The 13,300-nt window shown below is 46.4% G+C and carries 13 protein-coding genes; 1 reads left to right on the top strand and 12 read right to left on the bottom strand.

The genetic code is table 11. The features are described 5' to 3' along the window. Positions 1-10: 10 nt before the first annotated feature. Complete coding sequence (locus J7K63_06555) at positions 11-757, top strand: sulfite exporter TauE/SafE family protein (protein MCD6234679.1); 747 nt, start codon at positions 11-13, stop codon at positions 755-757. Between the two features lie 3 nt (positions 758-760). Here the strand turns inward: J7K63_06555 and J7K63_06550 are convergent, their stop codons facing one another. The 12 genes from J7K63_06550 to J7K63_06495 are packed head-to-tail and all read right to left on the bottom strand — an operon-like array spanning position 761 to position 13,282. Continuing rightward, positions 761-2,383, bottom strand: a complete 1,623-nt coding sequence (locus J7K63_06550; GenBank protein MCD6234678.1) for a NupC/NupG family nucleoside CNT transporter — start codon at positions 2,381-2,383, stop codon at positions 761-763. A 24-nt stretch (positions 2,384-2,407) separates the two neighbouring features. Then, positions 2,408-2,980, bottom strand: a complete 573-nt coding sequence (locus tag J7K63_06545) for a thymidine kinase (protein ID MCD6234677.1) — start codon at positions 2,978-2,980, stop codon at positions 2,408-2,410. Further along, positions 2,970-3,608 (bottom strand): uridine kinase, encoded by a 639-nt coding sequence (gene udk / locus J7K63_06540; GenBank protein MCD6234676.1) that lies wholly within the window; start codon positions 3,606-3,608, stop codon positions 2,970-2,972. The genes J7K63_06545 and udk overlap by 11 nt, the downstream gene beginning before the upstream one ends. Then, positions 3,601-4,005: a cytidine deaminase gene (cdd, locus tag J7K63_06535; protein MCD6234675.1), complete on the bottom strand. Its 405-nt coding sequence runs from the start codon at positions 4,003-4,005 to the stop codon at positions 3,601-3,603. The genes udk and cdd overlap by 8 nt, the downstream gene beginning before the upstream one ends. Before the next feature lie 20 nt (positions 4,006-4,025). Next, on the bottom strand, positions 4,026-6,227 hold the full coding sequence (locus tag J7K63_06530) for a M23 family metallopeptidase (GenBank protein MCD6234674.1): 2,202 nt from the start codon (positions 6,225-6,227) through the stop codon (positions 4,026-4,028). Positions 6,228-6,266: 39 nt separating this feature from the next. Next, positions 6,267-7,475 carry a tyrosine--tRNA ligase gene (locus J7K63_06525; GenBank protein ID MCD6234673.1) on the bottom strand — a complete coding sequence of 403 codons (1,209 nt, stop codon included), beginning with the start codon at positions 7,473-7,475 and terminating at the stop codon, positions 6,267-6,269. 3 nt (positions 7,476-7,478) lie between these two features. After that, on the bottom strand, positions 7,479-7,928 hold the full coding sequence (gene smpB / locus J7K63_06520; protein MCD6234672.1) for an SsrA-binding protein SmpB: 450 nt from the start codon (positions 7,926-7,928) through the stop codon (positions 7,479-7,481). Between the two features lie 39 nt (positions 7,929-7,967). After that, positions 7,968-9,221 carry a rod shape-determining protein RodA gene (rodA, locus tag J7K63_06515; protein ID MCD6234671.1) on the bottom strand — a complete coding sequence of 418 codons (1,254 nt, stop codon included), beginning with the start codon at positions 9,219-9,221 and terminating at the stop codon, positions 7,968-7,970. Continuing rightward, entirely contained in the window at positions 9,221-10,999 is a 1,779-nt protein-coding gene (gene mrdA / locus J7K63_06510; GenBank protein MCD6234670.1) for a penicillin-binding protein 2, read from the bottom strand. The genes rodA and mrdA overlap by 1 nt, the downstream gene beginning before the upstream one ends. Then, on the bottom strand, positions 10,999-11,487 hold the full coding sequence (gene mreD / locus J7K63_06505; GenBank protein ID MCD6234669.1) for a rod shape-determining protein MreD: 489 nt from the start codon (positions 11,485-11,487) through the stop codon (positions 10,999-11,001). The genes mrdA and mreD overlap by 1 nt, the downstream gene beginning before the upstream one ends. After that, positions 11,484-12,269: a rod shape-determining protein MreC gene (locus J7K63_06500; protein ID MCD6234668.1), complete on the bottom strand. Its 786-nt coding sequence runs from the start codon at positions 12,267-12,269 to the stop codon at positions 11,484-11,486. The genes mreD and J7K63_06500 overlap by 4 nt, the downstream gene beginning before the upstream one ends. Continuing rightward, positions 12,269-13,282, bottom strand: a complete 1,014-nt coding sequence (locus tag J7K63_06495) for a rod shape-determining protein (protein MCD6234667.1) — start codon at positions 13,280-13,282, stop codon at positions 12,269-12,271. Before J7K63_06495 ends, J7K63_06500 begins: the two co-directional genes overlap by 1 nt. Positions 13,283-13,300: the final 18 nt, after the last annotated feature.

Raw genomic sequence — 13,300 nt, 5'->3', positions numbered from 1 at the left:
TCTGCACTCTATGGAAGAAACACTTAAAATCATACTTCTTGCCATCACCGGCCTTGCCGCAGGTTTCATCAATGTCAACGCCGGGGGAGGATCGACCATCACCCTGCCGGCCCTGATTTTTCTCGGGCTGGACAGCACCCTTGCCAACGGGACAAACAGAGTAGGCATTCTGTTTCAGAATATTTTTGCCGTAAAATCCTTCCGGAATCAGGCCGTGCATCATACCCGTGAAAGTCTCAAACTCTCTGCAGCCACCCTGCCCGGTGCCATCCTGGGCTCTTTTCTCTCTATCCAAATATCGGATGTGTGGTTTGAACGGCTTCTGGCCATCATTATGGTAGGCATTGTCATCACCATGATCATTCCCCGGGGAAAAATATCACATGAACGAACATCTCCCCATCCTCAACACCGTTTTGCCGGAATGGTCGGACTCTTTTTTATCGGGTTTTATGGCGGTTTCATCCAGGTTGGCGTAGGATTTTTACTTATGGCTGTTTTGTATCACGTGTTAAAATTGAACCTTGTCTATGTTAACATGCACAAAATGTTCATCGTCGCCATTTATACTATCCCTTCCATCATTATTTTTTCATTGTCAGGAAATATTCACTGGCTATATGGCCTGATTCTGGGCATCGGAAATGCTATCGGCGCCTGGTGGGGCGCAAAAATTCAGGTCAAAGGCGGTGAGACAATTATCAAAGCGATTCTTGCTGTTGCAATTTTGATGATGGCAATAAAATTGATTATTTAACTCTCAAATAAGTATTCCCGCAAGTGTTGCCGTTGTCCAGCTTGCCAGTGCGCCGCCGAACATGGCCTTCAGAGCTACTCTGGAAAGATCGGCCCGCCGGTCTGGTGCAAGAGCGCTTATACCTCCCAATTGTATGGCAATGGAAGAGAAATTGGCAAACCCGCATAAAGCATAGGTAGAAATTATCTGAGCTCTTTCACTTAAAACATTTGCATGGATATAGGTCCCCAGGTTACCATAAGCAACAAATTCATTCAGTGAAAGCTTAATACCCAGCAGGTTTCCCACAAGGTAAGCTTCTTCCCAGGGGACACCCATGACAAAGGCAAGAGGTCTTAAAAGATTTCCGAAGAGTGTTTTCAGGGAGCCGGGGAAAATACCGGCATATTCTTTTGTGATGGGTGATGAAATGGTTTTGGCGGTATACTCATAGATGGCACCTCCCAGGAGTCTTCCGTCAATAAGCATGTCCAGCCAGTTTAAAAAGACATCAATAACAGCAATTAAAGCGATAAATCCCAGGAGCATGGCGCCTACATTCACTGCCAATTTCAATCCGTCGGTAATTCCCGATGCGGCGGCATCTATTACATTGGCATTCCGGGGCATTTCCGGCATTTCCACCTTCCCGGCGGTCTTGGATTCCTGTGTTTCGGGAAAGATAATTTTACCTATCACAAGAGCCGCCGGAGCAGACATAACGCTGGCGGCAATCAGGTGTCCGGCATTAATCCCCATGGCAATATAGCCTGCCAACACGCCGCCGGCAATGGTGGCAAAACCGCCGACCATAATGGTTAAAAGCTCGCTGTTTGTCATATCCTTAATGAAGGGTTTGATCAAAAGGGGGGCTTCCGTTTGCCCCACAAAAATATTAGCCGAACAACTGAGGGTTTCAGCCCCGGATGTCCCCATAGTCCATTGCATAAAACGAGCCATGGCCACAATCACCTTTTGCATAATCCCCAGATGATAGAGAATGCTCATAAATCCCGCAAAAAAGATAATTGTGGGAAGCACCTTAAATGCAAACTGATACCCGAATCCGGGCCAGGTATCTACAACCGGAAAAAAATATTTTGCTTCAACCAAATTCCCGAAAAGAAATGCAGCGCCATAGTTGGACATATTGAGAAATGCGGCTACTTTATCACTGAAGGACTGAAAAATCAATTCCCCGTCATATCCCCGACTTATGGGGAGGGTAAAAAGTGCAACGGTAAAAAGACGGGAAAGGGCTCTGGAAAAGGAAATGTTTTTCAGTCTTTTGAAAAGGATGATTCCCAACAGCAATAGCAACAAAACCAGGGCACCATCGGCAATTTTATAAACAAAAAACCACGCAATTCCGGGGATAAGTGTCCAACTGATCCCTTTCAGAATCGCCAGCCCCCGTTTTTGAGGTATTACAAGTTCTTCCCTAAACTGAAACAGGATAATAAGAAAGGCCAGAACTCCCATTCCCATAAAGCTGAACATGCCTTTTTGAAGAATAATCACGGCAAAAAGCAATTGCAGGCCCATGCCCCAAATGACTGTCCGGATTTGGATTTTTTTCCGTTCGTAGGACATAAGCCAGGCAATAAAAAGCAGGATTAACATTCCAAGTAGACTGATTAGTTTCATAAGAGGTCCTTTTTCAAAAAATTCCTATTCTTCGTCTTTCGGTGGTTCAAAACAGTGGCGGCACCGGGCTTCATAAATCTCATCGGCCCCCACTTCAACCAATTTGTCTGAACGGGTCAACCGTTGTGTATAATTTGCAGGAGACCCGCACCGCATGCAGATCGCCAGAGGTTTGGTAATATATTCCGCCAGAGCCAGGAGTTCAGGCATGGGAGGAAAGGGACGGCCCCGGTAATCTTTATCCAGCCCGGCAATAATCACCCGTTTCCCGCTGTCGGCGAGTTTTTGCACAATATCCACTATATCCGTACTTAAAAACTGAACCTCATCAATACCGATAACCTGGGCAAAAATGGCATGCTGAAGGATGTCTTCCGGTTTGTCGATAACAATACTGGGCAATTGCAACTGGCTATGACTGACAATATTTTCGTCATCATAGCGATTATCGATCCGGGGTTTGAATACCACAACCTTTTGTTTGGCAATTTGTGCCCGACGAAGACGCCGGATTAACTCTTCTGTCTTACCACTGAACATACTGCCGCAGATCACTTCGATCCAGCCGCCTTTGTGAGGATACCAGTCACCGACCATGAGCTTCCCTTAATAACCATTTTATTTTCGTTTTCAACACATCTATTGCCACATAATTTTCCGCCCCCTGGGGGATAATGATATCCGCGTACTTTTTACTCTGTTCAACAAATGTCTCATGCATGGGGCGGACCGTTTTATAATACTGGGTAATTACGTTTTCCACGTTTCTTCCCCGTTCGTGGATATCCCTCTGCAAGCGGCGTATAAAGCGCACATCCGCATCTGTATCCACGTAGATTTTGATATCCAGAAGGGATCGCAATTCAGGATTGTCCAGTATAAGAATGCCTTCCAGAATAATCACCGGCTGAGGATAAATACGGCGGGTTTTCTCCATTCTGGAATGAGTTTTATAATCATACTGGGGCACATCGACAGGCTCGCCTTTTCTAAGGGATTTAAGCTGGTCTATGAGCAACGAAAATTCCACAGAATCGGGATGATCAAAATTCCAGTCTGACACTTTAATCCGGGAATCCTCCGGGATATTCCGGTAATACCAGTCCTGTTCAATGACAATGGCCCCCTTGTCCTTAAAATCCCGGGCCAGCGCTTTGGCTACGGATGTCTTACCTGATCCACTGCCCCCCGCCAGACCGATGACGACACACTTTGCATCATCCATGTTTCAACTTCTTCTCGTCAAAGGCTGCCGGCAGAAGTTCTGATGTTTTCATCCGCCGGGTCACCGTTCCTGATTCATCAACCATAATCACATCCATATCACCGCAGATATCCCAAAGGACCTGCCTACAGGCACCGCAGGGACTCACACCGCCGGGACTTGCCACAACCAGGCGACGGAAGGATTTCTCTCCATCGGCTACTGCCCGGGCTACGGCATTCCGCTCGGCACACACGGAGAGTCCATAAGAACTACTCTCTATGTTGACTCCGGTGTAAATTTTCCCATCCTTCCCTTCAAGGGCTGCCCCCACATGAAAACGGGAGTACGGCGCATGTGCCTTTACCCGCACTTCACAAGCCGCCCGGATTAACTCGTCATCATACTTCTCTTTCATACAACCGATCCTGTATTTTATTATTCCATAATGTGAAATTTAATGATTTTTTTCTGCTCATGCCCCGCATTATCCCGGATGATCCATTGAAGGATATGCTCACCTTCCGGCAATTGTCGGGGCATTTCAACTGAGACTACCTGCGTGGGCGCATTGTAGTAGTATATCATCCAGGTTCCGTTTATGGTTACCACCAGATTCTCGGCATCTATACCGCTCAAATTATCCGATACTTTAATCCAGGCCTTTTTCAAATCCTTCAAATAATAATATCCCCCGTCTCCCGGAAAAATTTCATCAAAAACCGGCGGCTCCAAATCCCTTATAAGAGCATAGGTTCCACATGACTGCGTGCAAGTCCGGTAATAGTCTTTTTCCGGCTCGGGATCTTTCCGGACAAGAGACCACTTTCCCTCGCCTTTTGCCCGGTATAAACCGGTTTGATCATGATAAGGATAGGTCGGATCACTCCTGAGAGCAATTTCCAGGACGCCATTTAAAGGCTGGTCCATCGGGTGAAGAGAATAGATCTTCGAAACAATTTCTCCTCCTTGTGGGTCATCTCCCTTTTCCTCTTCACGGATCCAGAAAACCACATCCCGAAAAAAAGTCCTTTCCGGAATCACCACACCGAAGCGTTCATCTTCAGACCGGAATGAAACTTTTTCAGCCGTCTTTACAACATGGGGGGAAATATTCCAAACCATTTCCCATGCATTCCTGTGATAATCATAAACATTTAGCTTGTGATATGTTTCAAATTCTTCCGGTGGAATCAAAGCTGTCCGGGCACGGTTAGCCGAAACCACCTCCCAGTCCAGCGGTGTGCAGGCCTCTCCTTCCAAAGATAAAAGTAATGAAGGGGGCAAAACCATGCTGGATTCAATTTCAAAAAGGACACCGGCGGAAAAATGACGGGGTATGACCCGGATTGCTGCTTTCGGATATCTTTCCGGGTCGTAGAAATGTTTCAGGAGGGGAGGTGGAACCGGTCCGTGTTTTGGGATAACCCGGAGGAGCAGGGCGCAGTTATCTTTCTCTGCTTTAATTTTCAGGATTCCATTTAACAGAGAACCAAGGGTCTTGCTGACTTGTGCTTCTTTATGGCCGTAGGGATTATACCGTTCAATCAGGAGTTCGGCACCCGGATAACGTTGATGATAGCTTGAGTCCACGGAAACGATGTATATATCCTCCTGCTTTTCAACACTGCAGGGATTCTCCGGGGTTTCAGAACCTTTCAGTATGATTTTCACACCTGAACGGTTTCCGTTGGCATCCCGGACCTGGATAACGCAGGTGTGAACTCCATCTTCCACGGTCAGGTATCCCCCGTTTTCACTGTGGTAAAAGGAGAGTTCTTCAGTACTTTCAAAAGTAAATAAACGATAAAATACGCCATTCCCTTCATAGAACAGGCGGTAATTCCGGTCCTCATACATCCAGTGGGTCTGATCCCAGATCAGTTTGTCAAAACGGCTTTCAAAAAGATTTTTACCGTCTAAGTAGAGACTGATGGAATATACCCCGTTTTTGTTATGGGGATAATTCCCCCTATCCCAGGTTTTTAAACCGAGGCCGAAGGTCCCTTGAAGATATACTGTATCATTCACCGTGTATATATTTCCCTTATCCGGTGCCAGGGGGAAAATCATTCCTTCCGCAGAACCGTTTACACGGGCTCCCGGGCTCAGGGGGATAAATGCAATTTCCACCGGTTCCGGCGCCACGTCATCTTCAATGGGAAAACCATTCAGGAGAGGATTGATGGGATAATTGGACGAATCCCTGATTTCAAAATGGATATGAGGGATAACCGTTCCCGAATGACCGGAACAGGCAACAATATCCCCTTTCCGGACAGGATATTCACCGGGATTCAGAACCAGATCCAGAAAGGCTTTTTTCGTAGAAAGTTGTTCACTTTGGACCCGGGAGGCAATACGGCCATGAAAGGAATCCAGATGAGCCAACACAGCAACCCGGTTATCTTTCAGGCGGATATACAGGGCTTTGCCATATCCTCCCGGACTCACGATCACACGCTCTATATACCCGTCATCGGGGGCATAGCACTCATATCCGTCCCGTGCCCAGGTTTTAATATCAATCCCCGAATGAAAATGTCCGCTCCGGGTTTCACCAAATGTCCCGCTGAGAAGTCGTGTGGCATCCGTGGGCCACAGATAATCACCGGCCATTCCCAGTATGGGAAAAAACAACAGGACTCCTTTAAGTAAAAATGCAATGCGCATAAATAACTATTTCTTCAGTTTCAGAAATTTCCGCTTCCCGATTTTAAGCACTGCTTCACCTTCAAAGGTGGGGAAAGCCTGAATATCAGTTATTTTTTCACCATCCAGGGACACACCGCCCTGTTTGATCAGGCGTTTGGCTTCGCCGGAAGAAGAAACCTGACCGGCGGCAACCATGATATCCAGAATCCTTTCATTCGGTGATACCGCATACTCATCCATATCATCCGGTACCCCGCCCTTTACAAAAACCTGGTTGAAATGATCCCTTGCCTTATCTGCATCTTCTTTGGAATGGTAGCGCCGAACCAGGTGCCAGGCCAGTTCGTGTTTGGCATCCCGGGGGTTTTCCCCAGCCTCCAGATCCTCTTTGATTTTCTCAATCTCCCGGGGGGATAAATCGGTGGTCAGGACAAAATAACGGAGAATCAACTCATCGGGTATGGAAAGGGTTTTACCGTACATTTCATCCGGAGAATCAGTCAGGGCAATGTAATTCCCCAGGGACTTGGACATTTTTTCCACCCCGTCGGTTCCTTCCAGGATGGGCATGGTCAGAATCACTTGGGGATCCTGGCCGTATTCCCGCTGAATATCCCGGGCAACCAGAAAATTGAATTTCTGATCTGTACCGCCAATCTCCACATCAGACCGTATGGCATAACTGTCATAGGCCTGGGCCAGGGGATACATGAATTCATGGACCGAGATGGGCATTCCTTCGGTGTATCGTTTCGAAAAATCATCCCGTTCAAGCATGCGGGCTACCGTGTATTTTGACGATAAAATGATGACATCCTCAAAGGTCAGTTTGTTCAGCCAGTCTGAATTATAACGTATTTCAAGTCGTTGAGAATCCAGAATAATTCCTGCCTGTTCAAAATAGGACCGGGCATTTTCTTTGGTTTCCTGCAGAGTCAGGGCCGGTCGGGTTTTACTTTTGCCCGAAGGATCCCCGATCATGGCCGTAAAATCACCGATAATCAGCACGGCCTGGTGCCCCAGATCCTGAAAATTCCTCAATTTATTCAGTACCACACCGTGACCGATATGCAGGTCCGGTCGGCTGGGATCGGCTCCCAATTTGATACGTAAGGGTTTTTTTGCCTTGATGGATTCTTCAATTTTCCGGACCATCTCCTCTTCCGGGAGAATTTCCTCCGTCCCTTTCCGGATCAGGTCCATCTGCTCATTCAGTGGGGGAAATGTGATCATAAGCTACCTTTTGTGTTTCATCATCCGCTCTATAGTCCGTTGGGATTCTTTCTCAGCCAGGTCCCTCCGTTTATCATAAAGCTTTTTACCTTTTACCAGAGCAATTTCCGCTTTAAGGTGATTTTTATTCCAATAGACTTTGAGGGGAACAATGGTGAGTCCGCCCTCTTCCTTTTTCTTTCGCAGTTTCCTGAGTTCATCCCGGCGGAGTAAAAGTTTCCGGGGCCTCAGGGGATCATGCTCCTCATATCCCAGATGGGAATAAGGGGCAATATGGCACTGGAGGAGGTAAAGTTCTCCCTCCTGGAAATAACAATAGGCTTCTTTCAGACTGATTTTTCCTTCCCGAATGGATTTCACCTCTGAGCCTTTTAAGGCAAGACCGGCTTCAAGGGTTTCCAAAATTTGATAGTCATGAAAAGCCCGCTTGTTTGTCACAACTGTTTCAGACATCGATGGAATTTAAAGGGAAAAGTGGAGTTTACCAATTACTTAGCGATATGTGAGCGCCCGGGGTATTTGTTCCGAATTCCCATTGAGGATCATGCCCACAAGTCCGTAACAGGTTACCAGAAAACTCCCTCCATAGCTGAGAAAAGGGAGCGGTTTCCCCGTCACGGGCAAGAGTCCAACTGTCATCCCGATGTTGATGAAAAAGTGGATCAGTAAAACCATGGTTCCACCCACAATAAGCATAGCTCCGAACTTGTCCCGGGCCTGATAAGCCATCCTGAACCACCGGGCAAAAAGGGTAAAGAACAGAATAAAGAGAATAACCACCATAAAAAACCCCAGTTCTTCGGCAATGACTGAAAAGATGAAATCCGTATGTTGTTCCGGAAGAAAACGCAGATGGGTTTGGGTTCCGGCCATAAAACCCTTTCCCCGCAGTCCGCCGGAACCGATGGCAATTTGTGACTGCAGCACCTGATATCCGGCACCCAGAGGATCCAGTTTGGCATTGAACATGGTGAGAATCCTGGTTTGCTGGTATGGTTTTAAATGGTTCCAGATCAGGGGCGTAATCAGTCCGGTTGCAATATTACCGATAAAAATTCCCACGGATGCAAAAATGTTGGCCTGGTTAAAAAAGATGATGATTCCCAGGATAATGCCCCAGATAGTAAAAGCCGTCAGATTAAAGGCTGCCACAATGGTGATCATGGGTGCGATCAGCAGAAAGATGTAATAAACCCTGTATCCTGATGCATAAAGCATTCCAATAAAAACGGCCAGATAAATAATAGATGTCCCCAGATCAGGCTGGATAAACACCAGAATGAATGGAAGGAGCGTTAAAAATAACGGTTTGAACACATACCGGAATACTTCTGTAGAATTTTTGGTTGTGGAAAAATACCGGGCTAAAATGAGAATAAGAATAAACTTCATAAATTCGGAGGGCTGGATCCTGACAATTTTCAAATCGATCCATCTGTTTGTTTCGGCAATAGTGCCTGAGGTGAAAAAGGGAATCAGCAAAAGCAAAACCCCCGCAATGTAAAAAAACCAGGCATTATTCAATAAAAACTGTTTGGGAATCACATACATCATGACAAAAAAAATGAGCCCTAAAAAGAGTGCAATCAGCTGAACGACAAACTGCAGGGACCAGTGTGATGATTCTCCCACACTGGACGCACTATAAATAGAAAAGAGTCCGATAATAGTTAATGCCAGGACAATAGCCAGTGTCAGGTAATCCAAATCCGATGTTTTTTCCCGTAGATGCTGGAGATAATTCATTAAAAAGTGCTCACTTTCCAGAAATAATCAAAAATTTTCCGGGCCATGGGAGCCGCAGAACCGCTGCCGGATTTCCCGTTTTCAACAAAGACAACAATAGCATAGGGGAATTGTTTGTCTTTCACAAAGCCGATAAACCATCCATGTGCATCTCCGTGAGGATTCTGGGCCGTACCGGTTTTACCGTACACGTCAAGATGAGGGATATTAACCACTTTTGCAGTCCCGTTTTTTCCGGCCACAACCCGTCTCATTCCTTCGTGGATTACATCCCAAACCCGGGGATGGATACCCTGAACAGAATCCTCCGGAAACGAGAGCATCCGGAGTGTCTCTTCTTTTTTATCATAAATTGCCCGGCCAACATGGGGTGTGATGATTTTACCACGGGTTGCCAAAAGACAGGTATATCGGGCCATGTCAATAGGTGTTACCAACACATCCCCCTGACCGATCACCATATTCAGCAACAATCCCACGGTCCAGCCGTTACGTTCGTATTTTGCATCCAGGTAACGGCGGTCCGGCAGGATACCTGCTTTCTCTTCAGGAATATCAATTCCTGTTAACGTGCCAATACGAAAGGCACTGCCATACCGGTGCCAACGTTCAAGTCCCACATCCTGAATCAGATTGTAAAAATAGACATTACAGGAATTTTCAATCGCACCATATAAATCCAGCGTTCCGTGTCCTGCCTTTTTCCAGCATTTGTATACCCTCCGCCCGAGGCGGTAGGACCCTGAACAGTAATATTGGTGGGAGGGAGAAATGACACGGTCTTCCAGAGCAGCTACCGCACAGATCAGCTTAAAAATGGATCCCGGCGGATACAATCCCTGAACCGTCCGGTTAATCAAAGGTTTACACGGATCATTCAGCAGGGCCAGCCAGTCCTCTGTCTCCACAGTGCCGGAAAAAATAGCGGGGTCAAATCCCGGCTGGGATGTCATAGCAAGGATTTCACCATTGGTATAATCCAGAACTGTTACGGAAAAGGGGAGAGTATCGGCAAGAGATTCAACATAACTCTGCAAATCTTTGTTAATGGTCAGGTAGAGGTCATTCCCAGGGACAACCGGGATACTTTTAGAAAAATCCTCTCCGAAGTCCATCCCGTAGGCGTTAATGCGGACATACCGGGTGCCATTGGTGCCTTTCAGCTCTTTTTCGTATGATTTTTCAACACCTTTGACGCCAACATAATCACCCGGACGGTATCCCTGATTCCTCAACAATTCAATGCTGTTTTTATCGATTTCGGCCGTGTACCCCAGGAGGTGCCCTGCCCGGATCCCCGGTGCATACTTCCGGGTCGGCCGGGATGTCAGGATAACGCCGGACAGTTCCAATTGATACTCCTGGATCAGGGAAACCGTTCTGAAATCCAGGCTGGATGCAATTTTAGACGGTCGGTAATACCCGTTCATGTTCTTTTCCATCCGCTTTTTCAGCGTTTCTGCCGGGATATCCAGAATATCCGACAAAACATCCCAGGTATGTTCACTCTGTTTAATTTCAAAGGGATAGACTTCCAGATCGTAGTTGGACTGATTATACACCAGGGGCCGGTTGTAGCGGTCGTAAATAATGCCGCGGGGTGCAGGGATATTATATTTACGATACATATTTTCAACCGCTTCCGAAGAAAGGTCCGAATATCTGCGAATCTGAAGATCATAAATTCTGTATAAAAGGATACCAAAAAGAATGATCGTTATCCCAATGAGGATATAGTATTGGACCGGTGTAAGTGTATTCTCATGTGATTGGGCCATTACTCAGTTTCCGGATAGAGCGAAATAAAATAATTCGCCAGTATAAAGAGTCCTCCCGTATAAAGAAATTCCGGCAGGCTGTAGTGTATTAATACATAATTAAAATCCACAGGCATTTCAATAAAGAGCACCCAATTGAAAATGACATGGCTTAAAAAAATCAGAAGCACGGATGAAATTGTCGAAAAAACCCGCACCCGGAGAAAAGATTGGTGGATGAGCTGAGCCAGGATAAAACCTGAAAATGTTTTGATCAGGGGTGAGAGTCCCAAAACCGAGGGATGGAAAAGAATATCCTGTAAAATTCCCAGGAGAAAGGCAACCCAGACAGTTTGGGTGGCAGAGAGGCGAAACGCCAGATAGATGAGGAGAATAAAAAAAAGGTCGGGGCGGATGCCCTGTATATCCAACACTTCATTGAAAAAGAACTGAATCAGAACCGTTCCCAGCACGATAAGCATGAGTTTTAGATATTGGAGTGAATTCATTCCAGAATGATAAAAACCTCTCGAATTTGGTTGAAGTTGACCAGAAAATCGCCATAGACAATATGGGTAAAGCCATCGGGGGCGGGAGATAATTCACGGACAACCCCGACAGGCAAATCACCAGGATAAATATCTGACAGCCCGGATGTCACCACAAGATTACCCGGCTGGACAGCCATTGTATTGGGAATATCAGCAATCAGATAACGGTTTCCTCCATACCACTGGAGGATGCCTTTCGCACCGGACGGCTCTATGCGCACACTCAACCGGGAATTGGGGTCAATAAGAAGCTGTGCCAGGGATGTGGACTCACCTACAAAGAATATTTTTCCAATGACACCATCCACATTCATGATAGGATCATTTACCTGGATACTGTCCTTTTTCCCCCGGTTCAATAACAGGCTGTTGACACTTTTATGGATTCCCTCTGATAAAACCAGGGCAGATAACAGATTGTATTCAGACCGTTCTTTAAAATCCAGCATACTTCTCAGCCGCTTATTCTCATCGGCCATAGATGAAAAACGGGATGCCTCCTGACTGAGATGGATTAAACGCCGGTTAAGAATCTCATTGGTTTCACGGGTTTCCATCAGGTCCCTGAACCAGACAACCGGTTCTTTAACAGGTGCAAGGACATCTCCGGCCCATATTTCCAGATGACGGATTGCAGGATGGGATGTTTTGATAAAGATGATAAATGAAAGAAATAAAAGGACAGTTGTAGAAATCTGGAATCGTCTGTTTAAAAAGAAATCTATGATTCTTTTCAGCATTACATCAGTATTTCCCTATATTTTTCCACATCCTCCAGCACTTTCCCTGTCCCCATGGCAACAGAGAGAAGGGGCTCTTCCGCAACATGAACCGGCAATTCCGTTTCCAGTCGGATACGTTCATCCAGTCCCTTTAAAAGAGCACCGCCACCTGTCAGAATAATCCCCCGGTCCAGAATATCGGACGAAAGCTCAGGTGGAGTATTTTCCAGGGTCCGTTTGATACCACTGATCATTACATCCACTGTCTCCCGCAGGCATTCGCGGATCTGTTCCGACGAGACATCGATGGTCCGCGGGATACCCACCACAAAATTCCGTCCCTTGACGGACATGGTTTTATCTTCCACTTTCGTTGCAGACCCAATATTCAGTTTGATCTGTTCAGCCATTCGTTCTCCGATCAACAGGTTGTGCTCTTTCCTGAAATATTGAATAATTGCTTCATTCATCTCATCTCCGGCAATCCGCAGACTCTCTTTTGTCACAACTCCGTTCAGGGCGATAATGGCAATTTCCGTGGTTCCTCCCCCGATATCCACAATCATGTTGCCTACCGGTTTGGAAATGTCAATGCCGATACCCACAGCAGCTGCCACAGGTTCTTCTATCAGGTAAATTACCCGGGCGTTTGCCCGTTCTCCGCTCTCTTTCACCGCCCGTTTTTCCACCTCGGTAATTCCGGAGGGGACACAAATAACAATGCGGGGGCGGGCAAAACGGGAGATGTTAATCTTTTTGATGAACCCCTGAAGCATGGCATCGGTCATTTCAAAGTTGGCAATGACACCATCCTTCATAGGACGCACAACTTCAATGTTGGGGTGAGTTCGACCCATCATTTCCTTGGCATCATCACCAACGGCAATGATTTTGTTGTTGATGGTTGATCTGGCAACAATAGACGGCTCATTGACAACAATGCCCTCCCCACGGACATAGATCAATGTATTGGCTGTTCCCAGATCAATGGCAATATCGCTGGATAACCATTTGAGAAACGAGAATTTCATGAATATTTTACACCTCGA

It is taken from the genome of Candidatus Neomarinimicrobiota bacterium, assembly GCA_021157965.1.
Taxonomy (GTDB): domain Bacteria; phylum Fidelibacterota; class Fidelibacteria; order Fidelibacterales; family Fidelibacteraceae; genus Fidelibacter.
The sequence above is the reverse complement of the archived record's forward strand: the minus strand, read 5'-3'. Positions and strand labels throughout refer to the sequence as shown.

Bases quoted from the DNA above. Each gene is read 5' to 3' on its own strand.
- J7K63_06555 (MCD6234679.1), top strand. From the start codon at position 11: ATGGAAGAAACACTTAAAATCATACTTCTTGCCATCACCGGCCTTGCC.
- J7K63_06550 (MCD6234678.1), bottom strand. From the start codon at position 2,383: ATGAAACTAATCAGTCTACTTGGAATGTTAATCCTGCTTTTTATTGCC.
- J7K63_06545 (MCD6234677.1), bottom strand. From the start codon at position 2,980: ATGGTCGGTGACTGGTATCCTCACAAAGGCGGCTGGATCGAAGTGATC.
- udk (MCD6234676.1), bottom strand. From the start codon at position 3,608: ATGGATGATGCAAAGTGTGTCGTCATCGGTCTGGCGGGGGGCAGTGGA.
- cdd (MCD6234675.1), bottom strand. From the start codon at position 4,005: ATGAAAGAGAAGTATGATGACGAGTTAATCCGGGCGGCTTGTGAAGTG.
- J7K63_06525 (MCD6234673.1), bottom strand. From the start codon at position 7,475: ATGATCACATTTCCCCCACTGAATGAGCAGATGGACCTGATCCGGAAA.
- smpB (MCD6234672.1), bottom strand. From the start codon at position 7,928: ATGTCTGAAACAGTTGTGACAAACAAGCGGGCTTTTCATGACTATCAA.
- rodA (MCD6234671.1), bottom strand. From the start codon at position 9,221: ATGAATTATCTCCAGCATCTACGGGAAAAAACATCGGATTTGGATTAC.
- mrdA (MCD6234670.1), bottom strand. From the start codon at position 10,999: ATGGCCCAATCACATGAGAATACACTTACACCGGTCCAATACTATATC.
- mreD (MCD6234669.1), bottom strand. From the start codon at position 11,487: ATGAATTCACTCCAATATCTAAAACTCATGCTTATCGTGCTGGGAACG.
- J7K63_06500 (MCD6234668.1), bottom strand. From the start codon at position 12,269: ATGCTGAAAAGAATCATAGATTTCTTTTTAAACAGACGATTCCAGATT.
- J7K63_06495 (MCD6234667.1), bottom strand. From the start codon at position 13,282: ATGAAATTCTCGTTTCTCAAATGGTTATCCAGCGATATTGCCATTGAT.